The sequence below is a fragment of the Prauserella salsuginis genome, assembly GCF_024648885.1.
GTDB classification, from domain to species: Bacteria; Actinomycetota; Actinomycetes; order Mycobacteriales; family Pseudonocardiaceae; genus Prauserella; species Prauserella salsuginis.
Genome location: NZ_JANBBF010000011.1, coordinates 508,289 through 532,289 on the forward strand (window position 1 = coordinate 508,289; position 24,001 = coordinate 532,289).

At 70.2% G+C, this 24,001-nt stretch carries 30 protein-coding genes and 1 tRNA gene; 7 read left to right on the top strand and 24 right to left on the bottom strand.

What is annotated here, in order from left to right; genetic code table 11:
- Positions 1–39: 39 nt before the first annotated feature.
- A complete protein-coding gene (gene rph / locus LY40_RS17230) occupies positions 40–822 on the top strand; it encodes a ribonuclease PH (protein ID WP_308216671.1) in 783 nt (260 codons plus the stop codon).
- Complete coding sequence (rdgB, locus tag LY40_RS17235; protein ID WP_183778295.1) at positions 819–1,433, top strand: RdgB/HAM1 family non-canonical purine NTP pyrophosphatase; 615 nt, start codon at positions 819–821, stop codon at positions 1,431–1,433. Before rph ends, rdgB begins: the two co-directional genes overlap by 4 nt.
- A gap of 150 nt (positions 1,434–1,583) precedes the next feature.
- Here the strand turns inward: rdgB and bcp are convergent, their stop codons facing one another.
- The 7 genes from bcp to LY40_RS17270 form a co-directional block, all read right to left on the bottom strand.
- Positions 1,584–2,063 (bottom strand): thioredoxin-dependent thiol peroxidase, encoded by a 480-nt coding sequence (gene bcp, locus LY40_RS17240; protein WP_183778294.1) that lies wholly within the window; start codon positions 2,061–2,063, stop codon positions 1,584–1,586.
- A 41-nt stretch (positions 2,064–2,104) separates the two neighbouring features.
- The gene (locus tag LY40_RS17245; RefSeq protein ID WP_183778293.1) at positions 2,105–2,659 is read right to left on the bottom strand and encodes a hypothetical protein; all 555 of its coding nucleotides are present in this window, start codon (positions 2,657–2,659) and stop codon (positions 2,105–2,107) included.
- A 316-nt stretch (positions 2,660–2,975) separates the two neighbouring features.
- A complete protein-coding gene (locus LY40_RS17250; RefSeq protein ID WP_183655237.1) occupies positions 2,976–3,152 on the bottom strand; it encodes a hypothetical protein in 177 nt (58 codons plus the stop codon).
- A gap of 169 nt (positions 3,153–3,321) precedes the next feature.
- Positions 3,322–3,747, bottom strand: coding sequence for a DMT family transporter (locus LY40_RS17255; protein WP_183778292.1), 426 nt, complete (start codon positions 3,745–3,747; stop codon positions 3,322–3,324).
- 62 nt (positions 3,748–3,809) lie between these two features.
- The gene (locus tag LY40_RS17260) at positions 3,810–4,130 is read right to left on the bottom strand and encodes a DMT family transporter (RefSeq protein WP_258937431.1); all 321 of its coding nucleotides are present in this window, start codon (positions 4,128–4,130) and stop codon (positions 3,810–3,812) included.
- 24 nt (positions 4,131–4,154) lie between these two features.
- Positions 4,155–4,637, bottom strand: coding sequence for a deaminase (locus LY40_RS17265; RefSeq protein ID WP_221212602.1), 483 nt, complete (start codon positions 4,635–4,637; stop codon positions 4,155–4,157).
- Positions 4,634–5,230 (bottom strand): DsbA family oxidoreductase, encoded by a 597-nt coding sequence (locus LY40_RS17270; protein ID WP_183778290.1) that lies wholly within the window; start codon positions 5,228–5,230, stop codon positions 4,634–4,636. Before LY40_RS17270 ends, LY40_RS17265 begins: the two co-directional genes overlap by 4 nt.
- A 122-nt stretch (positions 5,231–5,352) precedes the next feature.
- Here LY40_RS17270 and LY40_RS17275 point away from each other — a divergent pair, with 122 nt between their 5' ends.
- Positions 5,353–5,715, top strand: coding sequence for a MerR family transcriptional regulator (locus tag LY40_RS17275; protein WP_183778288.1), 363 nt, complete (start codon positions 5,353–5,355; stop codon positions 5,713–5,715).
- A 30-nt stretch (positions 5,716–5,745) separates the two neighbouring features.
- Here the strand turns inward: LY40_RS17275 and LY40_RS17280 are convergent, their stop codons facing one another.
- From LY40_RS17280 to LY40_RS17300, 5 genes are all read right to left on the bottom strand, one after another.
- Positions 5,746–6,225: a nucleoside deaminase gene (locus LY40_RS17280; protein ID WP_183778286.1), complete on the bottom strand. Its 480-nt coding sequence runs from the start codon at positions 6,223–6,225 to the stop codon at positions 5,746–5,748.
- A 38-nt stretch (positions 6,226–6,263) separates the two neighbouring features.
- On the bottom strand, positions 6,264–7,025 hold the full coding sequence (locus LY40_RS17285) for an SDR family NAD(P)-dependent oxidoreductase (protein ID WP_258937432.1): 762 nt from the start codon (positions 7,023–7,025) through the stop codon (positions 6,264–6,266).
- Complete coding sequence (locus LY40_RS17290) at positions 7,018–7,437, bottom strand: nuclear transport factor 2 family protein (RefSeq protein WP_183778282.1); 420 nt, start codon at positions 7,435–7,437, stop codon at positions 7,018–7,020. The genes LY40_RS17285 and LY40_RS17290 overlap by 8 nt, the downstream gene beginning before the upstream one ends.
- Positions 7,434–8,762: an MFS transporter gene (locus tag LY40_RS17295; protein ID WP_183778280.1), complete on the bottom strand. Its 1,329-nt coding sequence runs from the start codon at positions 8,760–8,762 to the stop codon at positions 7,434–7,436. Before LY40_RS17295 ends, LY40_RS17290 begins: the two co-directional genes overlap by 4 nt.
- Positions 8,763–8,908: 146 nt before the next feature.
- The gene (locus LY40_RS17300) at positions 8,909–9,823 is read right to left on the bottom strand and encodes a LysR family transcriptional regulator (RefSeq protein ID WP_258937433.1); all 915 of its coding nucleotides are present in this window, start codon (positions 9,821–9,823) and stop codon (positions 8,909–8,911) included.
- Positions 9,824–9,950: 127 nt separating this feature from the next.
- Here LY40_RS17300 and LY40_RS17305 point away from each other — a divergent pair, with 127 nt between their 5' ends.
- Complete coding sequence (locus LY40_RS17305; protein ID WP_183778278.1) at positions 9,951–11,003, top strand: DMT family transporter; 1,053 nt, start codon at positions 9,951–9,953, stop codon at positions 11,001–11,003.
- On the opposite strand, the gene LY40_RS17310 is transcribed toward LY40_RS17305, so the two are convergent.
- The 5 genes from LY40_RS17310 to LY40_RS17330 all read right to left on the bottom strand — a co-directional run bounded on the left by LY40_RS17310 (position 10,978) and on the right by LY40_RS17330 (position 14,358).
- Positions 10,978–11,154 (bottom strand): helix-turn-helix transcriptional regulator, encoded by a 177-nt coding sequence (locus LY40_RS17310; RefSeq protein ID WP_183778276.1) that lies wholly within the window; start codon positions 11,152–11,154, stop codon positions 10,978–10,980. The two genes, LY40_RS17305 and LY40_RS17310, sit on opposite strands and share 26 nt — an antisense overlap.
- Positions 11,155–11,180: 26 nt before the next feature.
- Positions 11,181–11,591, bottom strand: a complete 411-nt coding sequence (locus LY40_RS17315; protein WP_183778274.1) for a hypothetical protein — start codon at positions 11,589–11,591, stop codon at positions 11,181–11,183.
- A gap of 168 nt (positions 11,592–11,759) precedes the next feature.
- The gene (locus tag LY40_RS17320; protein ID WP_183778272.1) at positions 11,760–12,968 is read right to left on the bottom strand and encodes an NlpC/P60 family protein; all 1,209 of its coding nucleotides are present in this window, start codon (positions 12,966–12,968) and stop codon (positions 11,760–11,762) included.
- A gap of 34 nt (positions 12,969–13,002) precedes the next feature.
- On the bottom strand, positions 13,003–13,317 hold the full coding sequence (locus tag LY40_RS17325; protein WP_183778270.1) for a hypothetical protein: 315 nt from the start codon (positions 13,315–13,317) through the stop codon (positions 13,003–13,005).
- Between the two features lie 333 nt (positions 13,318–13,650).
- Positions 13,651–14,358, bottom strand: coding sequence for a TetR/AcrR family transcriptional regulator (locus tag LY40_RS17330; protein ID WP_258937434.1), 708 nt, complete (start codon positions 14,356–14,358; stop codon positions 13,651–13,653).
- 94 nt (positions 14,359–14,452) lie between these two features.
- Here LY40_RS17330 and LY40_RS17335 point away from each other — a divergent pair, with 94 nt between their 5' ends.
- Positions 14,453–16,060 carry an FAD-dependent oxidoreductase gene (locus LY40_RS17335; RefSeq protein ID WP_258937435.1) on the top strand — a complete coding sequence of 536 codons (1,608 nt, stop codon included), beginning with the start codon at positions 14,453–14,455 and terminating at the stop codon, positions 16,058–16,060.
- 281 nt (positions 16,061–16,341) lie between these two features.
- Here LY40_RS17335 and LY40_RS17340 read toward each other — a convergent pair whose 3' ends face one another.
- From LY40_RS17340 to LY40_RS17350, 3 genes are all read right to left on the bottom strand, one after another.
- The gene (locus tag LY40_RS17340) at positions 16,342–16,506 is read right to left on the bottom strand and encodes a hypothetical protein (RefSeq protein WP_183778264.1); all 165 of its coding nucleotides are present in this window, start codon (positions 16,504–16,506) and stop codon (positions 16,342–16,344) included.
- A gap of 392 nt (positions 16,507–16,898) precedes the next feature.
- Positions 16,899–17,156 carry a BBE domain-containing protein gene (locus LY40_RS17345; protein WP_258937436.1) on the bottom strand — a complete coding sequence of 86 codons (258 nt, stop codon included), beginning with the start codon at positions 17,154–17,156 and terminating at the stop codon, positions 16,899–16,901.
- A 36-nt stretch (positions 17,157–17,192) separates the two neighbouring features.
- Positions 17,193–17,266 (bottom strand) — tRNA-Leu (locus LY40_RS17350).
- 118 nt (positions 17,267–17,384) lie between these two features.
- Here LY40_RS17350 and LY40_RS17355 point away from each other — a divergent pair.
- Entirely contained in the window at positions 17,385–17,606 is a 222-nt protein-coding gene (locus LY40_RS17355; protein ID WP_183778257.1) for a DUF3618 domain-containing protein, read from the top strand.
- 211 nt (positions 17,607–17,817) lie between these two features.
- Here LY40_RS17355 and LY40_RS17360 read toward each other — a convergent pair whose 3' ends face one another.
- Complete coding sequence (locus LY40_RS17360; protein WP_228725939.1) at positions 17,818–18,543, bottom strand: hypothetical protein; 726 nt, start codon at positions 18,541–18,543, stop codon at positions 17,818–17,820.
- 245 nt (positions 18,544–18,788) lie between these two features.
- Positions 18,789–19,382: a TetR/AcrR family transcriptional regulator gene (locus tag LY40_RS17365; protein ID WP_183784767.1), complete on the bottom strand. Its 594-nt coding sequence runs from the start codon at positions 19,380–19,382 to the stop codon at positions 18,789–18,791.
- A gap of 162 nt (positions 19,383–19,544) precedes the next feature.
- Between LY40_RS17365 and LY40_RS17370 the strand changes: the two genes are divergently transcribed.
- Entirely contained in the window at positions 19,545–21,014 is a 1,470-nt protein-coding gene (locus LY40_RS17370) for a flavin-containing monooxygenase (RefSeq protein WP_258937437.1), read from the top strand.
- Positions 21,015–21,174: 160 nt separating this feature from the next.
- Here the strand turns inward: LY40_RS17370 and LY40_RS17375 are convergent, their stop codons facing one another.
- A complete protein-coding gene (locus tag LY40_RS17375) occupies positions 21,175–21,678 on the bottom strand; it encodes a helix-turn-helix domain-containing protein (RefSeq protein ID WP_183784766.1) in 504 nt (167 codons plus the stop codon).
- A gap of 215 nt (positions 21,679–21,893) precedes the next feature.
- Positions 21,894–23,357: an LCP family protein gene (locus LY40_RS17380; protein ID WP_258937438.1), complete on the bottom strand. Its 1,464-nt coding sequence runs from the start codon at positions 23,355–23,357 to the stop codon at positions 21,894–21,896.
- Positions 23,358–24,001: the final 644 nt, after the last annotated feature.

Consider the following 24,001-nt stretch of genomic DNA (forward strand, 5'->3'; position numbering starts at 1 on the left):
GGGCGAAACCGGGGTGGGCCGGGTTGTAGGGTCGGCCCCGTGGTGCGAAAAGACGGCAGGAACGACGACCAGCTCCGCGAGGTACGGATCACCCGCGGTTTTCAGCAGTGGCCCGCGGGGTCGGTGCTGATCGAGTTCGGCGACACGAAGGTGCTGTGCGCGGCGAGCGTCACCGAGGGCGTGCCGCGATGGCGGGCGGGATCCGGGCTCGGCTGGGTCACGGCCGAGTACGCGATGCTGCCGTCCGCGACACACGACCGCAGCAGCCGCGAGTCGGTGAAGGGCAAGATCGGCGGCCGTACCCATGAGATCAGCAGGCTCATCGGCCGGTCGTTGCGTTCGTGCATCGATCTGGCGGCGCTCGGCGAGAACACGATCCAGCTCGACTGCGACGTCATCCAGGCCGACGGTGGCACGCGCACGGCCGCGATCACCGGCGCTTACATCGCGCTGGCCGACGCCATCACGTGGCTCGACGCGGCGGGCAAGCTCGCCGATCCGAAACCGCTGTCGGCCACGGTGTCCGCGATCAGCGTCGGCGTGGTCGACGGGCGGGTGCGGCTCGACCTGCCCTACGAGGAGGACTCGCGGGCCGAGGTCGACATGAACGTCGTGGCCACGGACACGGGCACGCTCATCGAGGTTCAGGGCACCGGCGAGGGCGCCACCTTCACACGGTCCACATTGGACAAGATGCTGGATCTGGCGCAGGCCGGGTGTGCCGAGCTCGCGCGCAAGCAGTCGGAGGCGCTGGCCGAACCGTATCCCGGCACGCTGCCCGAACCCGCGCCCGCGGACAAGAAGTCGAAGGGCTCCAAGTGACGACGCGGATCCTGCTCGCCACGCGGAACGCGGGAAAGCTCGACGAACTGCGGCGCATCGTCGTCAAGCGCGGCCTCGGTGACGTGCGGGTGCTCGGGCTGTCCGATGTGGAGGACTTCCCGGAGGCGCCGGAGACCGGTGCGACGTTCGAGGAGAACGCGGTCGCCAAGGCGCACGACGCGGCGAAGGCGACCGGGCTGCCGGCGATCGCCGACGATTCCGGCCTGAGCATCGATGCGCTGGGCGGCATGCCCGGCGTGCTGTCGGCCCGCTGGTCCGGGCGGCACGGCGACGACGAGGCGAACCTGCGGCTCGTGCTCGGCCAGCTGCAGGACGTGCCGGACGAGCGCAGGAGCGGTGGATTTGTGTCAGCGGCCGCGTTCGTCGTTCCCGACGGCAAGGAGATGGTGGTGCGCGGCGAGTGGCGCGGCACGATCATCCGCGAACCGCGCGGCACCAACGGTTTCGGCTACGACCCGATCTTCGTTCCGGACGGCGAGACACGGACGGCCGCCCAGCTCCAGCCGGCCGAGAAGGACGCCGCGTCGCACCGGGGCAAGGCGCTGCGCTCGCTGCTGCCGCACCTGCAGGAGTACGTCGAAGCCCTGTGAGCCACGTGGGCGCCGGCACCGACGCGGGCAACGCCGCGCCGGTGCCGGGCGCGCTCCACCCGGAGTCGACCGGCGGGCCCGGGCCGTGATGCGGTCGCCGTCGAGGGGCCTTCCGCCGAGCCCGGCCACTCGCGGTTCGGCCGGGCGCGCTCAGCCGTCGAGTTTGAGTTCCTTGAGCAGGCGGGCCACGTGGCCCGTGGCGCGGACGTTGTACATCGCCTTGACGATCACGCCGTCACCGTCGATCACGAACGTCGAGCGGATCACGCCCTGCACGATCTTGCCGTAGTTCTTCTTCTCGCCGTATGCGCCGTACGCGGTGAGCACCGTCTTGTCGGGGTCCGACAGCAGCGGGAACGGCAGCCCCTCGTTCTCGGCGAAGGTGGCGAGCTTGCCCGGCTTGTCCGGCGAGATGCCCAATACCTGGTAACCGGAGTCGCCGAGCAGGGCCAGGTTGTCGCGGAAGTCGCACGCCTGCGTGGTGCAGCCCGGCGTGCTCGCGCGCGGGTAGAAGTACACGACGACGGGGCCGCCGCGGAAGCTCGCGAGGGAGACGTCGTTTCCCTCGCTGTCGGGCAGGGTGAAATCGGGTGCCTTGTCGCCGGGTTCCAGTCTCGTCTGCTCGGTCATGCTCGCAGCGTATCCGGAGTGGGCGCGGGCGTGGCCGGGCGTCACACCTGACCGTGGTAGATCGCCTCGTCCGCCCCGGACGTGTCCGGGCACACGGTGAGTTCGAGGGACCCGCGGTGGGCGGGCACGGCGAAGGCGTAGGGCAGTTCGATGCGGTCACCGGCGGGCAGGTCGCGTTCGGCGTCGACGATGCCGGTGTAGCCCTGCGTGGGGTCGACGACCTGCGGGGTGCGTTCGTCGCCGGAGGTTGCGCGCACGGACAGTTGCGAGAGCCGGTAGGCCTTGTCCGTCTCGTTGCGCACCGTGAGCGTGAACGCTGCGGCCCGGTCCGCGTCGGGGAAGGCCGAGTCGCTGGGGGTGAACGTTTTCGGTTCGGACACGTTGACGATCAGGCCGGAGCCGAATCGGTAGTCGCCGCCGAACAGCACGGCCGGCCGGGCGGGCGTCTCGTGGGCGCTCGTCTGGGAGGCGGCTGCCCGGCTGGTGGTGCCGGGGGGAACGGCTGCGCCGCCCTCGGGAGCCGTGGGCTCGGCACCGCAGCCGGTGAGCGCCAGGAGGAGCGCGCAGACGGCCAGTGCCGGCCTGCCCTTTCGCACTGCTGTCGCTCCTGTTCCGCCTGCCGGTGTCCCGCACCGCCGGCCTGTCGTCGCTGCGGGCTGCCGCAGGCCTCACCGGCCTGTGCGGTGTCCGCACCGGGCGCCGGGTGACGCCCGGGACCACTGTGCGTGCGCCTGGCAGGTGGTGCCACCCGCACGGCGCGGTTGAGGCGTTCCTGGTTCTGGGCTGTGTCCTGCCCGTGATCCGCGAATGTCGTGGGTCACACGGTCGGGTACCGCCGAATGGTGCAGCCCGGTGCGTTGCCGCGTCGGGCATCGGGACTGCTCCGGGAGCACGGCGCGGCTGCGACGCCTGTCAGAGCGCGAAGGCGAACAGGAGGATGAACACGGCGACCGTCACCAGCCACGCGACGATGAGCCAGCCCCAGTCGCGCCACGGGTCGACGACGCGGTTGTCCTCGCCGGGTACGTACACGCCGCGCAGTTCGAACCAGTCGGCGAGACGTCCCGGCCAGCTGAGCGGGTTCCGCACGGGAAGGTCACCTCCTGTCCTGTCGACGACGGTGTCGTGACCGTACTGCACGCACGTGGCCGCCGGGCACCGCCGCGGGTGTTCGCATCGCGCCCGCGGCGGCACCCGGCCGGGCCCGGTCCGCCCGGCGCGGCGGTCCAATGCTCCTGGCCCGGCTTCTTCCGTCCTCTCAGGTCGTGGTCGCGGGCTGCTTCCCCGGTTCCGGCCTGTCCGCGAGTTTCAGCCACACGAGGCCGACGATGATCACGGCGAGCCAGCCGGCCTTCGCGAGGGTCAGGCTCTCGTCGAAGAAGACCGGCCCCAGCGCCGCCGCTCCCACGGCACCGGTGCCCGCCCACACGGCGTAGCCGATGCCGACGTCGATCGTGCGCAGGGCGTGGCTGAGTGCGAACAGGGTCAGCAGGAAGAAGACGACGGCGACGGCCGACCAGGACGGCACGGTGAATCCTTCACTGCCGCCGACGGCGAGCGCGTAGCCGACCTCGAACGCACCCGCGAGCAGGAGGACGAGCCAGGCCCGGCCTCGCCGGTTGACCGGCGCCGCCGCAGTCGGTGCGGTGGGGTGGGGAGCGGCGGAATCAGGGGTGGAGGTCATGGTGGTTCCCTTCTCGAATGGCGGGCCTGGAGTGCGGGCCCGGTTAGTGGTCGGTGCCGGCGTCAGACGGCGCCGCTGAGTTGAAGGCCGGCGACGCCGACGATGACGACGGCGATGCCCAGCAGCTTGCGGCCGCGCAGTGACTGTCCGAAAAGGATTGCTCCGAGGACGACGATGCCGACGCCCGCGGCCGACGTCCAGATCGCGTAGCCGACGCCGACGTCGAACGTGAGCAGCGCGAGGCTCAGGAAGTACGTGGCGATGCCACCGCTGAGCAGCGTCGCCGCGGTCCAGCCCGGGCGGGTGAAGCCGTGTGCCTGACTCGCCGAGAGGGCCACGGCGATCTCGAAGACGATGGCGACGGCGAGAAACAGCCAGTTCATGATGGTTCCTTCGATCGGGGCGGTTCAGTGGTCGGTTCGATGGAGCGCGCGGTAGCGGGCGAACGGCGCGAGCGAGCCCGCCACGAGGAGGGGCCGTGCGGTTCTCGCCAGCGGCAGGCGGTCGGTGCCCGCCGCGGCGTAGCCGTCGCGGTAGTCGAAACCCCACGCGGCGGCGGTCTCGGCGGCGACGGCGAAGCGCACCGCGGCGATGCCGCGCTCGGCGGCGACGTCGTAGCAGAGAGCGCACGGTTCGCCCGTCGCCAGCAACGTCGCGCCCGCGACGGGAGGGCCGTCGGGGGTGGCCATCGCCGTGCGGATCGCGACGATCTCGGCGTGCGCGGTCGGATCCGCGGTCTCCCGGACCCGGTTGACGCCCGCGGCCGAGATGCGACCGTCGTCGGCGACGAGGACGCCGACGAACGGCAGGCCGCCCGCATCGACGTGCCGCGTGCCGAACTCCACCGCGCGCTCCATGGCGGCGTACAGCACCGCCGGATCGGCACTCATGCGGCGACCACCTCGTCGAATGCCCGGTGGAGCGCGTTCTCGGTGACGACGCCTTCGAGGCGGCGCCCGCCGACGAACACCGTGGGCACGACCGTGATGCCGAGTCGTTCCGCCTCGGCGAGCGCGTCCCGGTGGCGCCGGGCGTAGGAGGGGTCGTCGAGTGCCGCGGTGAACCCGGCCGGGTCGAGGCCCACGTCCTGTGCCAGCCGGACCAGGACGCCGCGGTCGCCGATGTCGAGGTCGTCCCGGAAGAACGCCGTCAGCACCCGCCGGTGGTAGGCGTTCGCAACGCCGCGGTCCGAGGCGTAGCGGAAGCCGCGGAACGCGAGTTCGGTGCGGGGCTGCGGCGAGACGGTCGGCAGCGCCATGGGCACACCGAGCCTGCGTGCCATCGGATACACGGTGCTGGTCCACACGCCCGGCAGGTACGGGTCCTCCGGGCGCAGCGTCCGAGCCGGATAGGGGCGCAGTTCGTGCGGATGATGCTCGATCTCGACGTCGGTCCGGCCCGCGGCGGCGCGCGCCACCAGCTCGTCGGTGATGAGGCAGAACGGGCAGACGTAGTCGGACCAGATGTGGACGTGGACGGTCACGGACAACCTCCGATGTCGTGTCGTCACCACCCGTGGTGGTGGGGGCGAACCGATCGTGGAAGTTGACACCGGTGTGAAGTGCAAGACTGGGTTGCAGACGGCGGCCGTTACCGGGAGGTGTCATGCGTATCGGCGAGCTGGCCGACGCCAGCGGGGTCAGCACCCGTTCACTGCGGTACTACGAGCAACAGGGCTTGATCGAGGCACGGCGTACCGCGGGCGGGTGGCGGGACTTCGACGAGTCCATGGTCGAGCGGGTCGTGATGATCCAGCACCTGTTCGCCGCCGGGCTGTGCAGCGGCACCGTCAACCAGCTGCTGCCGTGTCTGCAGGCTCCGCCGGACGAGCGCAACGGGGTCATGGAACGGCTGCTCGCCGAGGAGGTCGCCAGGCTGGAGGACAAGCGCCGCGACATCGACAGGGAACTGGACACCCTGCAGGCGCTGCGCCAGGACACCGCCCTGAATCCGGATCAGACCCCGTAGTGGGTGGTGGCCGCGTGCGGCGGGCCGCTCTCAGGACGTGCGGTGCCTGCGCACGTGCAGGGCGCGGACCTGCTCGGCCAGTTCCGGTACGGGCCCGTCGACGTCGGTGTCGGGGACGATCTCGCCGATCGGCAGCGGGCGCACCCGCGCCGCCGGGGTGCCCAGTTCGGTGAGCCACGCGGTCAGCTGCTGTGACGAGGACGCGTACACGATGCGCCCCAGCCCGACCCAGCCGTGCGCCGCCGAGCACATCGGGCAGTGCTCGCCGGAGGTGTAGACCGTCGCGGCCGCACGTTGTTCCGGAGTCAGCTGCTCGGCGGCCCAGCGCGCGATCGCGAATTCCGGATGCCGGGTGTGATCGCCGCCCGAGACGTGGTTGTGGTCCTCGAACACCCTCGTCCCGTCCCCGGTGACCAGCACCGAACCGAACGGCTCGTCACCGGCGTCCAGTGCCTCGGCCGCGAGTTCGACGCAGCGCCGCAGGTGCTCCAGATCCGTTTCGTCCACCATGGCGGGCAGTCTCGCGCACTCGCCGCACGCTCGCCAGATCAGCCCGCGACGCCCTGGACGCTCCACCCGCCGTCGATCGGGACGACCGTGCCGGTGATGTACGAGGCGAGCGGAGTGCCCAGGAAGAACGCGAGCTCGGCGACTTCGGCTGGCAGGCCGAACCGGTCCATCGGCACGCGCGCGAGGAACTCCTGCTCGTCGATCACGCCCCGCCGGAGGAACTCCGCCGACAGCTCGGTCTTGATCGGCCCTGGTGCGATGCCGTTGACCCGGATTCCGCGGGACGCCCATTCGGCGGCGAGCCCGCGGATCAGGCCCGCGACGCCTGCCTTGGCGGCACCGTAGGCCGTGCGGCGGGGAAACCCGCGCATGCCGTTGATCGACGACATCAGCACCAGCGCGCCACCCGACGGCATGCGGGCCGCGGCCTGTTGGGCGCCGACCATGGCGCCCGTCAGGTGCACCCGGAGCAGGCGATCCCAGTCCTCGGCCGCGTAGTCCAGCGAGTCACCGGCCTTGGCGTGACCGGCGTTGGCGACGAACGTGCCGAGCCCGCTCGGCGTCGCGGCCGCCCGCTCGCAGGCGTCGGCGAGGTCGTCGGCCGATGCCGCGTCCCCGGTGATCGCCACATGACCACGGCCGGGCCAGTCGGCCACGGCCGCGCCGAGACGGTCGCCGTCCAGATCGACCCCGACGACGGGATGTCCGGCATCGGCGAAGCGTGCGGCGATGGCGGCACCGATGCCCTGCGCGGCACCTGTCACGACGACGGCCGGTGCCGGACGTCGGGCCTCAGCCATCGCGGGGTTCCATGCCGAACGTCTGCTGCACATCGATGCGTTTGCGGGCGATGCGCCACCCGTCACCGTCCGGCACCAGCAGGTCGTCGTACTCGCCGAAGACGGCGATCGCGTCGTCGGCGGTTCGCGAGACGGCCTGGAAGTACGCGGTGACGGCGAGACCGTCGCCGCGTGGCCGGACGAGCACGTTGGTGATCATGTGCTTGCTCCACACGGTCGGCCCGGCGAACACGGAGCGGTAGAAGGCGAGGACGGTGTCGCGGCCCTCGCGCAGCCCGTCGACGCGTTCGAAGGCGACGTCCGCGGTGAACACCTCGGCGAGTGCGGTGTCGTCGCGAGTGTCGACGGCGCGGGCGTAACGGTGCAGGGTCGTGCGTGCCGCCTCGCTGTCGGCGGCGGTGGCGGTGGTCATGCGGTTCCTCCTCGTACGGGCTCGGGTTCCGTGGCGGTGCCGAGCGGGGCACCGTCGAGATGGCGGCGGGGAAGCAGCAGCACGAGGCCGATGCCGATCGCCGCGGGGATCAGGAAGACGTAGAAGCTCCACTGCACGGGCAGGTCCGCGGCGGCGATCAGCCCGCCGAGTATCGGCCCGACGATCCCGCCGAGACGGGCGACGGTCATGATCGATCCGAGGGCGGTGGCGCGGATCGCGGCGGGGAACCACGTGGCGATGAAGCCGTTGAGGATCACCGCCGTGCCGTTGGCGCCGACGCCGGCCAGCGCCACGGCCGCGTACAGCACAGGGGTCGGCGGTGCGAGGCTCATCGTGACCAGCGACAGCACACCGATGCCGAAACCCCAGGCGGCGACCGTGCGCGCGCCGATGCGGTCGGCGAACCACGACATCACGGTGGCGCCGGCGATCGCGCCGAGGCTCATCGTGGCGAGGAAACTCAGCGCCGAGCCGAGCGGATATCCCGCCGAACGCATGATCGCGGGCAGCCACGTACTCAGGCCGTAGATGAACAACTGTCCGATGAGGGTGGCCAGCGCGAACACGACGGCGGTGGTGAGCAGTGGCCTGCGGAGCAGGTCGCGCAGGCTCGCGCGGGGCTCCGTCGCGGTGCCGGGCCGCGCGCGTTCCGGAAGGCCGTAGCGGTCGGCGACCGCGCGGGCCTGCTCGTGTTTTCCCTTGCTGTGGAGGAAATCGGCGGACTCGGGAAGTCTGACGTAGGCGACGGGGACCAGCAGCACGAGCGGGAGCACGCCGATGGCGAACATGGGCCGGAAGCCCCACTGCTCGATCACGACGAGGCCGATGAGGGACGCGGCGATCGTGCCGACCGAGAATCCCGAACTCACCAGTGCGTTGAACAGGTTGCGGCGACCACGCGGCGCGAATTCTGCCGTGAGCGCCAGCGCGGTGGGCAGCAGTCCGCCCAGGCCGATGCCCGAGGCGAACCGGAACAGTCCGAACAGGCCCGGATCGGGGGCGAGTGCGCACGCCCCCATGAACACCGAGAACCAGGTCATGCTCGCGATCAGCATCCGTCTGCGGCCGAGCAGGTCCGTGGCCAGCCCGCAGATCAGCGTGCCGACGAGCATGCCCATGAACGCGTAGCTCGCGATCATGCCCGCCTGAGCTTCGTCGAGCTGCCACGGTTCGTACTCGAGCAGGGCCGGGATCGTCGTCGCGTACACCGAGAGGTCGTAGCCGTCGAAAATCACCGCACAGCAACAGATGACGGCGACGAGCGTCCCGCTTCCGGCGCGTGGGGGAGTGGTCGGTCCGGCCACGTGGGATCCTCCTCGACCTCGACGTAGTTCGGCCAGGGCTCAGCGCCCTCCGGTGGATCATGTCAATGATGACCATAAATGTCTACGGCGTGGACCGGCGGTCGTATCCGGTACCCAGCAGCTGGGAGCCGGCGAGGCCTGCGGATTCAGGGAGTTGCGTGGTCGAGCTGGGCCGCGTCGGCGAGCGCGTCGAGGCAGGCGCTGACAGCCGGTCGTGGCTGGGAATCGGCCGTGACGGCGTACAGCGTGCGGCGCGGTGAGGGATCGTCGAGCCGCAGGGCGCGGACGTCGTAACCGGAGGCCACGGCCAGCGACATCGCGGGCATGAGCGCGGTGGCCCCGAGACGGGTGACGAGCGAGAACTGCGTGGCGTATCCGGTGACGTAGTGCCGCACGTCCGGTTCGACCCCGCGCTCGCGCAGCGTGTGGCACAGCCAGGCGTGCGCGCGCGAACCCGCAGTCCACGACACCCAGCTGTCCCTGGCCACGTCCTGTGCGCTGATCGTGTCCGCAGCGGCGCGCGGATCTCCGGCGGACAGCATGACGCGCGCGGTGTCGTCGCGCAGCGCCCGCCACGTGGTGTATGGGAGGCGGGTGAGCGGCATGTTGTCCCAGCTCTCGACGACCGCGATGTCGAGCTGGCCGTTGACGAGCATCGGCAGGCTCTTCTCCGGTTCGGCCTCCACCACGGCGGGCTCGACGGCGGGATGGCCGGTCACGAGCGTGGTGAGCGCCTCGGTGACGAACACGTACACCCCGGTCGGGATCGTGCCCACCCGCACCGGCCCGGTGATGCTGCCGGACAGTGCGTCGATCCGCGTGCGTGCCCGGGTCAGCTCGTCGAGTGCGGCCTCCGCGGACTCGGCGAGCACCTTGCCCGCGGGGGTGAGCTTCACCGTGCGGCCGTGCGGCACGAGCAGCCGGACACCCGCATCACGTTCCAGTTTGGACAGTTGCTGGGACACGGCCGACGGCGTCAGGTGCAGCGTCTCGGCCGCGGCGGCGACTGAACCGTGTCGGTCGACGGCGTGCAGCGCCTGGAGGCGTTCGATGCGGAACACATAAGCAACGATACGGGTTCACTGCGCCGGCCACGCTGTGACGCGATCGTCTCATCACGATTCGTGACGGGTACTCGTCAGTTTTCATCGCTGGTGTCCATGCCGGTGCGCAGGTCTGATGGATGTCGTGACCGATACCGCCACGCCTGCCGCCGTCCGCCTCCCCGCTCCCGACTCCGTTGTCGCTCCGGCTCCGCGTTCGACCACGCCCGCCGCGAATGGTTCGACCACGCCCGCCGCGGGTGGCGCGGCGCCGTCGTCGCCGGGTTTCCTCGACCGCCTCGACCCGCGACTCGTCGCCGTGGCCGGGGCGCTGACGATCGGCACGACGCCGCTGTTCGTCGCGCTGGCCGACGCCTCCAGTGCGACGGTGACGTTCTTCCGCTGCCTGCTGGCCGTGCCGCTGCTGCTGGTGCTGGGTCTGCGCGCGGGCGTCCGGTGGCGGTTCCGTCCGCGGCACGCGCTCGCCGGGCTGTTCCTCGGTCTGGACATGGTGCTGTGGTCGGAGTCGATCGGCGCGGTGGGTGCGGGAGTCGCGACGGTCATGGTCAACATTCAGGTCGTGCTCGTTCCGTTGGCATCCCTGGTGCTGTTCCGGGAACGCGTGCGCACGGCGTTCTGGGTGGCGGTGCCGCCTGCGCTCGGCGGGGTGGCGCTGGCCGCCGGTATCGGTGACGCGCACGCCTTCGGCGACGCACCGGTCTACGGCGCGGTGACGGGCCTGCTCGCTGGCGTCGCCTACGCCGGTTACCTGCTGGTGCTGCGCCGCGCCGACGAGCCCGGTTCGCAGGTCACGATGCTGACCACCGTCAACGGTGCGGGCGCCCTCGTGGCCCTGGCCGCCGGTATCGTGACGGGCACCCTCGACCTCGTCCCGTCGCCGTCGTCGTTCGGCTGGATCGCGGTGCTGGCCGTGACGGGACAGATCCTGGGCTGGATGCTGGTCGGCTCGGCGATCCGCAGACTGCCCGGCGCACTCGGTGCGACGCTGCTGTTGATCCAGCCGGTGGCCGCGGTCGTGCTCGCCGTCGTGTTCCTGGGGGAGACGCCGTCGTCGCTGCAGCTGCTCGGATGCGGGCTGGTCGTCGCAGCCGTGGTCGCCGTGACGAGGACGACGTCCACGCCGGCGGCGCGCCAGGCAGGCCGCGGACGCATCAGGCCCCGTTCTCGTCGGGCGTGAAGATGTCCTCGATGGGGCGGTCGAACGTGCGCGCGATCCGGAAGGCCAGCGGCAGACTCGGGTCGAACCGGCCCTTCTCGATCGAGACCACCGTCTGGCGCGACACGCCCAGCAGCTCGGCGAGGTGTGCCTGCGACCACGCCTGCTCCACCGCGGCACCCCGCGGGTGTGCGAGTGTCAGACCCCGAACAACGCGCGCGGAGCGTCGTGCCGGTCCGACCAGGGCAGCCACGCGACGTCGGTCGGGCCGATGGCGCACTCGGTCACGCGCCAGGCCCGCGGATCGTTGTCGGTGATCGTGGGATCGGCCTTCTCCAGCAGCGCCATGTACGCGTCGGACATCACGCCGTCGGCGCGGCGAGCCTCGAAGACGGTGTCGGTGTAGTTCGGCGGCCCACCGTCCGCTCCGCGCATCGTCCCTTGCAGGAACACCCACGACCCGATGCGGTTGAGGCGTTCCACCTCCACCCGGAGCCGGTCGCCGACGGAGTTGCGAAGTGGTGCGGTGGCGGCCTGCAGTACCGCTTCCCCGGCAGGATCACCGGGGCTCAGTGACTGCGGGGCGGGTTGCGCGGGCGGGTTCTGCATGGAGCTACCTCCCAGAGAACAGGGCAGCGGTTCGGCCGAGTACAACGACCGCGTCGTCACGTCGACGTCGGACGCTGCGGGTCGGCCGGCCCGGCCCGGGTGATGTTACAGCGTCGAGTGGGTACGGGACGGGACGTTGACCTACCGGGCGACGGTGGGCCTCGCCGATCAGGTCGGCGGGGTGAGCACCTCGACCAGGCCACCGCCGCCGCCCATGCTGACCTGTTGCGAACCGTCGGGGTTGATGTTGTTGGAGCCGATGAACTGGCCGTCGCCCGCGTAGAGCACGACGTGCCCGCCTCCGTTCGAGACCACCACGTCGCCGGGTTTCGCCTCGGACAACGGCACCGACTGCCAGCCGTCCGCCTTGAGGTTGGCCGAGAGCTGGTCGACCGAGGCACTGGCCTGGCTCTTGTCGATCAGCCCGGCGGCCTCGAGGGTGCCGGACACGAAGTTCGCGCAGTTGACGTTGTTGGGCACCCACGACTCCATCGCGGGCAGCTCGCCGCTGCTTTTGAGGTCGCTGGCGTTACGGCCGAGGAACTGTTCGGCGATCTTGGCCGGGTTGTCGCCGCGCGCGTCGATCGGCTTGGCGGGCTTGCCGTCGCCCTGGACCGCGGCGACGGCGCCACCACCACCGGAATCCCCGCCCCCGACGGGGCCGCCTCCGCCGACGGCGGGAGCGTTGCCGCCGCTCGTCGACACGGGGCTGGGGCTGGCGCTGGAGGTCGTGGTCTGGCTGGAATCGGCCGGAAGCAGCTCCACGAAGCCGCTGTCGATCTCGATGCCGAGGGGCTTGAGGAGTTCGTCGATCTGGTTCTCGGCCGTCTCCAAGGCCTGCTCGATCTCGTCCTTCTTGCCGCTGGCGTCCTTCTCGTTGAGTTCCCGGAGCCGGGCGATGTCGGCCGCCGCGGACTCGATCTCGTTCTCGTCGTCGGAGCTGTTCTTCCGCTGCCGGGCCGCGCCGATCAGCTTGCGATTCTCCGCGTCCTTGTCGTTGGCCTCCTCGGCCAGCTGCTCGACCTTCTTCTTGACGTTCTCCAGGATCTCGGACACGCGCTGGAGGATGTTCTTGGCGGCCTCGGCCTTGTCACTGACCTTGTAGCTGGCCTTGCTCAGCTGGTCGAGATGATCGGCGACGGCGTCGGCGTCCTTGCCCTCCCAGCCGCGCAGCACGTCGTCGCGGAAGATCTTGAGATCGTTCCCGAGTTCGTTGGAGCTGGTCGCGGCGCCGTTGGCCTTGTTCGCCTGGTCGTTGACGGCCGACGCGTCGAGCTTCTTGGCCTGCTGGGCGTGCGTGTCGACGGCGTCCATCGACTTCGGACGGTCGAGTGACGGGTCGTCGAGCGTGTCCGACTGCTGTCCTGCGGTGGTCATCGGCAAATCCCCTGGTTCCGTGTCCTCGATCCGATCAAGCCAGCTCGGGGTCGTTGCCCCTGAAGGTGTGCACGCCCTCGTCCTCGTCGGTCCGCATGCGCTCGGCGGCGCTGCTCAGCGCCTGGGACGCGGCGTCGACGAGGTTCGCGGCGGCACTCAGCTCGGAGTTCACGCCGTTGTAGAAGTGCTGCATCGTCTTGCCCGCGCTCGCCGCGTTGTTCAGATCACCGAAGGCCCCACCGGGGTTGCCGTCGCCCAGATCGGTGCTCGCCTTGCTGAAGTTGTCCTTGAGCCGGCCGACCTTCGAGGCCAGCTCGGCGATGTGATCCGGATCGAATTGGCGGCTCATGTGTGACCTCTCCCCATGATGATGTCCGCGCCGTGCCGACGCCGGTGTGAACCACCGCGCAGGCCGGTGGGTTCATCCCCACATGCGCGCACGTTGTTCCCGAAAACGAGACGGCGTTGATGGTACCGACGCACACGGGCCGGTACCGGTTCCATCACGCAATGCGGCGGATCTTCACCACCGGGCTGCGGGTGGGGTCGCGCAGGTGCGGGCACCCCGCCGCGGCTGCCGGGGTGTGCCGGGACCGTGCGGAACCCGGCGACGGTGGGGCGGCGATGGCACCCGGCCGGTGGCGTTCGCGCGACGGCGATCATCGGCGAGGGCAGTGCGGGTTCATGGCCGGACGTCGGCGTGGGCGGCCAGTCCGGCGATGAACACGTCCAGGGCGAACTCGAAGTGGTCCGGTTCGGTGCCGTGGGGCATGGCGTGGTTCATCGCCTTGAGGTTCGGCAGCTGGTCGGCGGGCAGTGATTGCAGGTAGTCGCCGATCTGTCCGAGCCGCCGGTGCGCCTCGTCCGACTGCCCGCTGGGCGACTGCCACAGGCTCGCCTCGTAGGCGTACGCCGTGACGTGGAGCGCCAGCATGTCACCGGCTGCGGCGATGCGGTCGTCGGGGATCCCGGAACATCGCAGGATTCCGAGCATTCCGTCCATCGCGACGAGGATCCCCGGGGTAGTGGGGATCAGCGTCTCCATCGCGATCTGCGCGATGCCGGGGGTTTCGGTCAGTACCCGCGCTTGCTCCAGGCAGAGCTGTTTGAGCTGGGTGCGCCAGTTCTGCGGGTCCGGTTCCGGCGTCTCGACGACGCGCATCGCGGCGTCCAGCATCAGCTCGTGCAGCTCCCGCTTGTCCTGGACGTGCGCATACAGCGAGCCGGGTCCCGTGTCGAGCTCGTGGGCGATGCGGCGCATCGTCACGGCATCCGGTCCTTCGGCGGACAGCACGGACAGCGCGGTGTCCACGATCGTCTCGGTGGTCAGCTGCCGGCGTGGCGTGCGCGTGGCGCGCCGCCACGGCGGAGGGGGCAGGGGCGCGTTCACGCAGCCACCCTAGGGGCGATCCCCGATTGACGCGAACACCGTCCGTTCGTAGAACGGTGTTCGTAGAACGAACAGCGTTCGACAGGAGGGGTGGATGAGAACCGAGGAGAGCGTTCCCGTGCTGGTCGTCGGAGCCGGATTGGCTGGTGCCTCGGCGGCGATGTTCCTGGGGTTGCACGGCATACCCGCGCTGGTGGTGGAACGGCATCCGGCCACGTCGAATCAGCCGAAGGCGCGCGGACAGTCGTGGCACACGATGGAGGCACTGCGCATCGCGGGCGTGGCCGAGCGGGTGAGCGAGGCGGGCTACGACCTGAGTGTCGGTATGCCGATCGTGATCGCCGAGAGCGTCGCAGGCCGCACCCTGCACGAGATCGTCGGCGAACAGCCGCCGGACTGGTCGCACCTCACGCCCGTGACCATGGCGATGGCCAGCCAGGAGAAGGTGGAGCCGATCCTGCTGGACCGGGCGCGCGAGCTCGGCACGCAGGTACGGTTCGGCACCGAGGTGCTCCGCCTCGACCAGCACGGGGACGGCGTCCGCGCCCGCGTGCGGGACTCCTCGGGCGAGTACACGGTGGCCGCGCAGTACGTCGTCGCCGCGGACGGCTGGCGAAGTCCGATCCGGCAGGCCCTCGGTGTCGGAACCCACGGCAGGGGCGCGCTCGGGCACTCGGTGATGGTGCAGTTCAGGGCCGAGCTCGACGAGCTAGTGCAGGGGCGGGATTTCGCGCTGTTCTACCTGCAGGGCAACCCGGGCGGGAACGTTTTCGTGAGTACCGACGAGCCCGGCCGGTGGGTGATGGGTTTCGACTACGACCCGGACACCGGTGACCGTCCGGAGTCCTACACCGACGCGGAACTCGTCGATAGGGTCCGCGCGGTGGTGGGCGTCGACGACCTGGACGTCACGATCGTCGACCGGGTCGGGACCGGACTGGCACACCGGGTCGCGGACACCTTCACCGCAGGGCGGGTGCATCTCGTCGGGGACGCCGCGCACACGATGCCGCCGCACGGCGGGCAGGGCGGCAACACGGCCGTCATGGACGGGTTCTACCTCGCATGGAAGCTCGCCGCCGTGTTGCAGGGGTGGGCGGGCCCCGGCCTGCTGGACAGTCACGACACCGAACGCCGCCCCTACGGCGACCTCATCGCCGCGCAGCAGTACGCGAACATGATCGTTCGTTCCGCGCCGGACAAGGCCGACGGGACGGAGGATCCGCTCGTGCCGCCCGAGCAGCAACTGCTCGGGTACCGCTGTCCCGGCGGCGCGATCGCGGCCGAGCCCGCCGACGACGGCGGGCTGCTCGAGGATCCCGCGCAGCCCACCGGGCGCCCCGGCTCCCATGCCCCGCACGTGTGGCTGCGGGACGGCGTGCCCGCCCTCGACGTCTTCGGCCGTGGATTCGTCCTGCTCACCGCGTCGCCGGCATGGGCGGAGGCAGCCGAACGCGTGGCCGACGACCTGGCGGTGCCGCTCCGGGCGCAGTTGCTGGACGAGGGGGAGTGGCTCACCGCCTACGGCATCGGGGCGGCGGGTGCGTCCCTGGTCCGCCCCGACCGGTTCATCGCGTGGCGGGCGACGGGTGTGGGCAGTGCCGCCGAGCTCTCGGCCGCGCTGTGCACCGTGCTCAGCCGGGACGACGGCGGGTCCGTTCGGTCGAGTGGGCCCGGTGGGACTCGAACCCACACCGGCTAGGACAGGGGTTGGCACCGGGCGTGGCCGCGACCTTCGGCAGCGTAGCGGTCGGCCGCTGCCCGATCGTCAGGTATTCGCGGGCGGCGCGGCGCACATCGACGATCGGCATCTCGACTCGCCGGGCGGGGCTCGGTGTCGTTGTCGTGGTGGAAGTACAGCGGCGATGACAACGCCCGCACCGGCACTGCAACCCCGGCGACCGAGCGCAACCCGTCACGCCCCGAGTGTCGATTGCCAAGACCGATCACCACGCCGTAGTGCTCACCCCAGCGACGACTCGTTCACAACAACAGGCTCCACGCCGCGAACACCAGCCCCACGGCTATCGCCAGAGCCAGAGCCGAGAACCCCAGGGTCAGGAACCACAGGAACCCCAGGAAGTCGGTGTACCGGTTGCGCATTGCCCACGCCTCCACTGTCGGGACGCCCAGAACCGGGTCGGACATCCATTGTCCGCCTGAGCTGCGCTCGGCACTACGCGAAGTGGACAATCCCCGATGACGCGCCCGCGCACACGGACGTGACCCGATGACACGACACCCTCGTCACCGGCCCACCGCGCGCCGGCAGGACCAGGTGGGTCCGGTGACACGGCGCGATGCCGGTCGACACTCGTCCGGCGCTCCCGGTCGCGGATCGGGTTTCGCCCTTCGGTAGACGTGGCGACCGGATCGTCGTAGGCGAGCAGGCGTGGCAACCGGGCCAGCCGTTGGGACACAGCCGGACCGGTACCGGTTCCCTCACGCGATGCGGCGGATCTTCACCACCGGGCAGCGGGATCGCTGCGGTGCGGGCACGGTCGCGGCCTGGAGAGGTGGTGACCGTGCCCGCGCTCCGGTCAGGGCGCCGAGGGGTGGATGTTCTGGTTGACGTGGAAGAGGTTATCCGGGTCGTACCGCTGCTTGATCCGGCTCAGCCGGTCGTAATTGCCCAGGTAGGAAGCCTGGACACGGTCCTGATCCTCGTCCATCAGGAAGTTGACGTAGGCACCGCCCGCCGAAGTGGGGTGCAGTGCGGACCAGTAGTCCTTCGTCCACGCCGTGATCGCGGGTGCGTTGGCCGCATCGGGGTCGACGCCGGTTCGTCGTGGTCGCACTGCTTACCGGCCGGCAGGGCATGTGCGTCCGTCGAGTGGGCCCGGTGGGACTCGAACCCACACTGGCTAGGACCTAAACCTAGTGCCTCTGCCGATTGGGCTACGGGCCCGACGGGGGAGTAGCTTAACGGTCCCGGTCACGTTCGGCGTGGCCTGTGCGCCCTCGGGGTGCATCGTGATCTACCGTGACACCCTGCGCGCAATGCATGCATTCAGCGAGGAGGACACGTGGCTCGCAACCCGGACGCCATCGAACGCGAGATCGAGCGGTCTCGCACGGCACTGGCCGGCACGATCGATCAGCTCGCGGTGAGGGCCAACCCGCAGCGGCTCGCCGACAACGCCAAGACGAGCGTCCAGGCCAAACTCGAAGAGCCGAAGGTGAAGTTCCCGCTGATCGGCGCCGGCGCGCTGATCGCGGTGCTGCTGGTGCGCAAACTGATCCGCTGACACTCCGCCGTCACCCGGGCGCCGCCGGCGCCCGGGCCACTGAGGCCTCCCCGGGCCGCTGACGGCCGGGGCGCCGATACCTGGGGTACTGATACCTGGGTTACCGACACTGGGTCGCTGACACACAGCACGCCGACGGCCGCGCATCGGGCGCGGGACCGTCGGCGTGCTGGTTTCGAGTGCCGGTCCTGGTGGGGCGAGTTCGCTCCGGTCAGCTGGCGGCCGAGCTGGTGGCCGTCGCGTAGGTCGCCTCGTCCGACTCGTCGTCGGAGTCCGCGGCGGCGTCCGGGCTCTTGGTGATCTCCTTGCGCGGGACGCCACTGCCGGGCACGCTGCCCTGCGCGGTCGCGCCGTTGGCGGAACTCGTCGAGCTGTCCGGTTCGGCCGCCGCCTCGTCGTCCTCCGCGGTTGCCGACTCCGCTACGGCGGCCTCGCCGTCCTCGGCGGCGACCTCCTCGGACTCGGTTTCGGCGGCCGTGGTTTCGGCGGCGTCGGCCGTGGCTTCGCCGGACTCCGTGGCCTCGCCGGACTCCGCGACGTCGCCCTCGGCGCTTTCGGTCTCGTCGCTGTCCGGCTCGCCGGTCGCCGCCTCGGCCGTGGACGCGGTGTCGTCGTCCTCGGTATCAGCGGTGCCAGTGGTGTCAGCGGACTCGGCGGTGTCGGCGGACTCGGCCTGGTCGGCGGTCTCGGCACGCGAGAGTCGTGCCGTCATGTACGCCGAGGTGAACTCGAACGCGCTGCCGTTGAGCAGATGCACGACAGTCGGGTCGTCCTCGCCCCCGGTCCTCGGTGCGATCTTCTCGATGAGCTGATCCGCACGGTCGCGCGCGGCGATGATGCCCGGAGCCTTGTCGGTCAGCTCCTGACCGTCGCCGGCCACCGTGACCGTGTAGTCGTCCTCGTCGCGCACGTACACCGCAGTGATCGGCTGCGCCACTGTCCTCACCCCTCTCCCAACGGCAGGTCTCACTGTGCAGGACGCCCCCGCCGTCGTCCTATGACGCCGATTCGTTGACCACACGATCGAGTGGCAACCCGGCGCCGTTCTGGAATTGTGTAACGAACAGGTGCCCACAGCAATACGAGCCGGTGTCGGGAATTACGCAGGGTGAGAACGGTCTCAGTGTCGGAGTCGGGATCGTCACGGAGCGCCACGGTGTGAGCGGAGCCGGTGAATTTCCATCAACGGCCGGCGATTTGCGCGAGTCCGCCCCATAGCAGGTTGACGGCGTATTCGGCGACGATCTCGGGGGTGAGGTCGTCGCGTTGTTCGGACCAGATCGCCAGCCGTTCACATCCGCCGACGACGAATTCCGCAGCCGCCTGGAGTAGTCCCGACTCCTCGGCGAACCGTGCTGTCTCGGGGTCTGTGAAATCACCCATAAGTGTGGCGATGAGGTCGGTCTGCTGTTGCCGGGTCGTCTCGAGTTCCTCGGAGGCCGTGCCGACCAGGCTCGCCTCGTGGCGTACGAGCAGCCACGCCTGCTTGCGATCGCGGATGAAACCGAAGAACGCGCGCAGTCCTTGCCGCAGCGCCTCCTCGCCGGTGGGGGAGTTCGCGACGGCCTGTTCGGTGACGCGTCGCAGCTCGGCACGTGCCTCGCGGATACATGCGACGAGCAGGCCCTCCTTCGAGTGGAAGTACTCGTAGAGCATCGGCTTCGACACACCGACGCGTTCCGCGATCTCGTCCATCGAGGCCGCGGTGTAGCCGCGCTCGGCGAACACGGCCTCGGCGACCTGGATCATCTGCCGCTCGCGCTGCGCACGGGGCATGCGCTTGCGGGGCTTGCCCTGGCCCGGCCCGGTCGCGGCCTCGGTGGTGTCGGGGGCTTTCGCCGTAGAACTCACAGCCCTATGCTACCGGAAGTAACCTACTTCGAGTAAGGTGGACTCGCGGTAACAGGCAACGGGAGCAGACAGCGGCTGGAGGCACGCATGGGCAACCGCATCGAGGCGGGCGTCATCATCGTCGGGACCGGGTTCTCCGGCATGGGGATGGCGATCAAGCTCCGCCAGGAGGGGCGCGAGGACTTCGTGGTCATCGAGAAGGCCGACGAGGTGGGCGGCACCTGGCGCGACAACACCTATCCCGGCTGCGCCTGCGACATCCAGTCGCACATGTACTCGTTCTCGTTCGAGCAGAACCCCGACTGGTCGCGGGCGTTCTCCCGGCAGCCGGAGATCCAGGACTACCTGCGCGCCACCGCCAGGAAGTACGACCTCTACCGCTCGATCCACTTCGGCCAGGAACTGACCGGCGCTCGGTGGGACGAGGAGAACCGTCGCTGGTACGTGAGCACCGCGCGCGGCGACGAGTTCGTCGGCAAGCACCTGGTCGCCGGTGTCGGCGCCCTGCACATCCCGCAGATCCCCGAACTGCGCGGCGCCGAGAAATTCCAGGGGCCCGCGTTCCACTCCGCGCAGTGGGACCACGACGTCGACCTGCGAGGCAAGAAGGTCGCGGTAGTCGGTACCGGGGCGAGCGCGGTGCAGTTCGTGCCGCAGATCGCCAAGGAGGTCGACCGGCTGACGCTGTTCCAGCGGACGCCGCCGTGGATCATGCCGAAGCCCGACCGCAAGATGCCCGGCTGGGTCCGCACGCTGTTCGCGCGCGTTCCCGGTGTCCAGCGGCTCTACCGCAGCGCCATCTACTGGATGCTCGAGATGCGTGCCGTCGGGTTCAACGGCGACCCGAGGATCATGAAGCTCGCCCAGAAGGTGGCCGAGCGGCACGTCAAGAAGCAGGTCCGCGACCCCGAACTGCGGGAGAAGGTCACACCCGACTACGTGATGGGCTGCAAGCGCGTGCTCATCTCCAACGACTACTACCCGGCGCTGGAGCGCGACAACGTCGACGTCGTCACCGACGGGGTCGCCGAGGTGACCGAGAACAGCGTCATCGATTCGGCGGGTGTCGAGCATGAGGCGGACGTGATCATCTACGGCACCGGTTTCCATGTGACCGACGCGTTCGACCACCTGAACATCGTGGGCGTCGGGGGGCAGGATCTGGGCAAGCTCTGGGCGACCGAGGGGATGCAGACCCACAAGGGCATCACGGTCGCGGGTTTCCCGAACCTGTTCTTCCTGCTGGGCCCGAACACCGGGCTGGGGCACAACTCGGTCGTGTTCATGATCGAGCAGCAGATCCGCTACATCGCCGAGGCCATCGAGTACACCGAGCGCAAGGAGGCCGAGGCGATCGAGGTGCGGCCCGAGGTGCAGGACAAGTTCAACACCGACATCCAGCGCAAACTCGAAGGTGGCATCTGGAGCCGCGGTGGCTGCACCAGCTGGTACCTCGACTCGCAGGGCGTCAACCGCACCGTCTGGCCGGGTTTCACCTGGCGGTACTGGATGCAGACCCGCAAGCTCGACCCGAGCGACTACACGTTGACGAAGTGACGTCCCCGCGAGCGTGAGCATCCGACCGGGCTCTTGCGGCGCGGGTGCAGCCGACCCGGGTGCAGGCGACCCGGGCGCAGACGACGCGTAGCGGCCGGGTGACGGGACCTCCCGTCACCCGGCCGTTCGCGTTTCGGCGGGCGCCCGGACGGTCCGCGGCTCAGGTGCGGCCGCCGCCGGTGTCGGTCCGTTCACCTGTGCCGGGGTTCGACGACAGCTCGGCGAGTTTGGCCAGCAGTTGCGCCGTGGGCATCCGGCACAGCTCGGCCATGCGCTCCACCGCGGAGCGGTCGAGCTGGATCTCCGGCGTGTTCGACTGTTTCAGCCGGTCCTCGGCCCAGCGCCGCAGTGGTGCCAGCCCGGGGCTGTCATCGGCCACGACGCCGGCGAGGTTCACCCTGACCTGTCCGGGATCGTCGCCGAACACGCGGCGGTGCACCCGTGCGAGCAGGTCTTGCGGCGGTTCCCCCAATGCCATGCACAGCTCGACCAGGCGCACCACGGAACAGTGCCGGGTGCCCAGTTCGTAGGTGGCGAGTGTCTGCAGGGAGATGTCGCTCTGCAGCCGCTCGTTCAGTTCTTTCCTCGTCCAACCGCGCTGCCTTCTGAGTTTGCGCAGTTCTTCCCCCAGGACGCGCTGGAAGGCGTCCGCGTCGATCAGCACTCCTCGTCCCCTGCCCGCATCATCTGCCGGGTGCCCCGGCGCTGCGTCCTTCACCCGAGTGAAAGTGCGGAGGAGCGTCGTGCTGACGCGACTCTGCGAAAAAGTTTCGCTCTCCTGGTCAACTTAGTCCGTGTGGGTGATCGCATTCCTCCGAACGGGCTCACCCCGTGTAAATGGATCTCACCTGTGTGACTCGGCGTGTGTTCGGCCGGATATCAGTTCACGCAGGTGACGCCGTCGGCGCTGATCGGCTCGTCCCCGGGCTGCTGCTGGCTCGGCTCGGGCTGTGCCTGCGCCCGCAGTCCCGACGGCGCGCCACCCGGAGCACTGCCCGGCGCCGCACCGCCGCCCGAGTTGGCCGGAGCCTCGTAGTCCGGGCCGAGCAGCACCTGGACCTGACCCGCCGGCACCGAGGCGTTCGTCTCCACCGAGACGTCGCCGAGCGTCTCGGCAACCTTCTCGCCCGTCGCCTTCTCACCCTCGGCGGCCTGTACGACCGTCGTGGTGCGGGGATCGGTGTTGCCGACCTCGCCCTGGCCGAATCCGGCCGAGGTCAGGGTCTCCGACACGCTCCCGGCCAGGCCGGTGATGTCCGAGCCGTTGAGCACGTCGACCGTGATCTTCGACGGTTCGGGCGCCGGTTTCGACGACTCGTCCGAGTTCTTCTGTCCAGCCAGTTCACGCACGTACGACTGCACCTGCGCCGGATCGACCTGGACGGCCTGGCCGTCGGACGGGGTTTCGTACTCGGGGTTGGCGACCGGGATCGTCGTGAACTCGATGTTGCCCGCCGACAGTCCCTGCAGCTGCTGGGCGAACCCGAGCAGATCCCAGCCCTTGTTGACCACGACCGACTTCTGCACGGAATCGATGAGGCCGTTGAGCTTCGCCGGGTCCGCGAGCGTGCCCGCGGAGACCACCTTCCTGGCCAGTCCGGCCATGAAGACCTGCTGACGCACGACACGGTCGAGGTCGCCGCGCAGCAGGCCGTGCCGCTGCCGGACGAACGCCAGCGCCTGGTGGCCGGAGATCGTCTGCCTGCCCGCGTCGAACTTCGCACCCGAGTACGGGTCGTCGACCGGCTGGTTGAGGCACACCTCGACGCCGCCGATGGCCTTGGTGATGTCGTGGAAGCCCAGCAGGTTGATCGACGCGTAGTTGTCGATCGACGCGCCGGTGACGCCTTCGACCGTCTCGATCAGCTTCTTGGCGCCCGCCTGGTTGCTGCGGACCTCGAGGTCGGACTCGTCGGAGACGCCCTCGGCCTGCAACTGCTGTCGCGCATCCGACTTCGCCCTGGCGTACGCGGAGTTGATCTTGTGTTTGCCGTAGCCGGGGATGTCGACGTACGAGTCCCGCGGCAGCGACATCGCGGTGGCTTTGCTGCCGTCGTTCGGGATCCGCACGAAGATGAGTGTGTCGGTGTTCAGCTCACCGTCTGCGACCCCGGCGTTGAGCTTGGCCAGCATCTTCTTCGGCAACGGGTTGCCCTGCGCGTCCGTACGGCTGTCCATCCCGACCAGCAGGATGTCGCGCGCCCCGTCCGCGGGTTTCGGCCCGTCGTCGATCACATCGGCCATCGTCAGGCCGTTCACCAGGCCCTGCATCGCGGCCCACGCGTACCCGGTGAGCGACATGACCAGCAGCGACACGATCGCCAGCGCGACCTTCGGCGCCATGAGCCCGCGACGCCGGTTCGGCGGCACGGGCCGGCCGTTTCGGGGCCGGTCGCCACCCTTCCCCGGCGGCGGGGTGCGCGACCCCGTGGCCGACGACGCTGCGGGCGGCCGCTGCCTGCCCGGTGGGGGAGGGCGGCGCTGGGAGCTTTCAGCGGGGCCACCGCGCGCTGTCTGCGGCGGAGGCGGCCCCTGTCGCCGCGGGGGCTGTTCCGGCCTGCCGGCCGGGTGCTCCGGTCCCGCGGGCCGCGGCGGGTTCCCCGGCCCCTGTGGTCCGCGGGGCCCCGGCTGTCCCGGACCGTGCGGGCCGCCACGGGCACCGTCGGCGCCGCGCTGCCACGGCCGCTGCGGACCGTGCCCCTGAGACGGGTTCCGCGGTGGTTCGTTCACGCCGACGGCTCCCTTTCTCGACTCGTACGGGGCGCAGGTTGCGCGCTCGGTCTGCGGGCCCGCGGTGGGGCTCGCGTGCCGGGGTTCCGGTACCGGCTACCCGCAGAGCCGGACGACGACCGGAATCCGGCCCTTCCGTGGGACGCGGCGGTGCGACCGTAGGTTGTTCGTAGCCTGGCATATCGGGGCCCCGTTGTGGCCCAGGACACGACATGCCAGCCGGGGTGCGCCCGGAACGCGGCCGGTGTCGGGTTTCG

Coding starts and splice junctions, on each gene's coding strand:
- LY40_RS17285 (WP_258937432.1), bottom strand. CDS start 7,025: ATGGCTGAGGCCCGACGTCCGGCACCGGCCGTCGTCGTGACAGGTGCC.
- LY40_RS17255 (WP_183778292.1), bottom strand. CDS start 3,747: ATGACCTCCACCCCTGATTCCGCCGCTCCCCACCCCACCGCACCGACT.
- bcp (WP_183778294.1), bottom strand. CDS start 2,063: ATGACCGAGCAGACGAGACTGGAACCCGGCGACAAGGCACCCGATTTC.
- LY40_RS17260 (WP_258937431.1), bottom strand. CDS start 4,130: ATGAACTGGCTGTTTCTCGCCGTCGCCATCGTCTTCGAGATCGCCGTG.
- LY40_RS17320 (WP_183778272.1), bottom strand. CDS start 12,968: ATGACCACCGCAGGACAGCAGTCGGACACGCTCGACGACCCGTCACTC.
- LY40_RS17280 (WP_183778286.1), bottom strand. CDS start 6,225: ATGGTGGACGAAACGGATCTGGAGCACCTGCGGCGCTGCGTCGAACTC.
- LY40_RS17265 (WP_221212602.1), bottom strand. CDS start 4,637: ATGAGTGCCGATCCGGCGGTGCTGTACGCCGCCATGGAGCGCGCGGTG.
- LY40_RS17325 (WP_183778270.1), bottom strand. CDS start 13,317: ATGAGCCGCCAATTCGATCCGGATCACATCGCCGAGCTGGCCTCGAAG.
- LY40_RS17340 (WP_183778264.1), bottom strand. CDS start 16,506: ATGTCCGACCCGGTTCTGGGCGTCCCGACAGTGGAGGCGTGGGCAATG.
- LY40_RS17370 (WP_258937437.1), top strand. CDS start 19,545: ATGGGCAACCGCATCGAGGCGGGCGTCATCATCGTCGGGACCGGGTTC.
- LY40_RS17365 (WP_183784767.1), bottom strand. CDS start 19,382: ATGCCCCGTGCGCAGCGCGAGCGGCAGATGATCCAGGTCGCCGAGGCC.
- LY40_RS17315 (WP_183778274.1), bottom strand. CDS start 11,591: ATGCAGAACCCGCCCGCGCAACCCGCCCCGCAGTCACTGAGCCCCGGT.
- LY40_RS17275 (WP_183778288.1), top strand. CDS start 5,353: ATGCGTATCGGCGAGCTGGCCGACGCCAGCGGGGTCAGCACCCGTTCA.
- LY40_RS17380 (WP_258937438.1), bottom strand. CDS start 23,357: ATGGCGCCGAAGGTCGCGCTGGCGATCGTGTCGCTGCTGGTCATGTCG.
- LY40_RS17335 (WP_258937435.1), top strand. CDS start 14,453: ATGAGAACCGAGGAGAGCGTTCCCGTGCTGGTCGTCGGAGCCGGATTG.
- LY40_RS17290 (WP_183778282.1), bottom strand. CDS start 7,437: ATGACCACCGCCACCGCCGCCGACAGCGAGGCGGCACGCACGACCCTG.